This window comes from Aerococcus sp. HMSC10H05 (assembly GCF_001806975.1).
GTDB lineage: Bacteria > Bacillota > Bacilli > Lactobacillales > Aerococcaceae > Aerococcus > Aerococcus viridans_B.
Window position 1 is genome coordinate 1 of the sequence record NZ_KV786950.1, and the last position, 531, is coordinate 531.

The window sequence follows — 531 nt, forward strand, 5'->3', positions numbered from 1 at the left end:
TAATTGGTCTAACTTACGCTGATGAAGAGTAAGTGTTTTATCTAGTTTGATGAAAAATAGAGAAATTTCTTTCTGTTCAATTATATTTGGAATTCTGATAGGCATTTGTTCCATTTGTTTGCCAGATATTTCTACAAAAGTTGATCCAGAACCCATCCTTTCTCCGTACCTTTTTAATTCTTTTGTTCTCGAAAAGATAAAATAGCTATCTAAAATATTTTTTATAGGAACAATGGATTGAAGACCTTGATTGGTTGTTGATTCTTCAGTGAGTATAGCCATTTTACCAATACCGGCTCGTGAAGTAAAAAGGACTGTACCAGGTGGAAGTTTCTTAGCAGAACTTTTACGAAGTCCTAATTCTGTAATCTTTTTCTTACTACTTTTAACGTATATTTGCTCATTAATTTCAGCTGGAGCAAACCAGTTTATTTCTCCATCCCAATATGAGTCATTATTTGTGTTCGGGGTACCACCACCAACGATATCTGCAATCTCCCCCAACTTACGCTGTTCCCAATCATCAGTAAA

1 protein-coding gene is annotated in these 531 nt (G+C 34.7%); it reads right to left on the reverse strand.

All coding sequences use genetic code 11. The features are described 5' to 3' along the window. On the reverse strand, nt 1–531 hold a 531-nt coding region (locus HMPREF3116_RS01365; protein WP_210382469.1), incomplete at both ends, for a restriction endonuclease subunit S.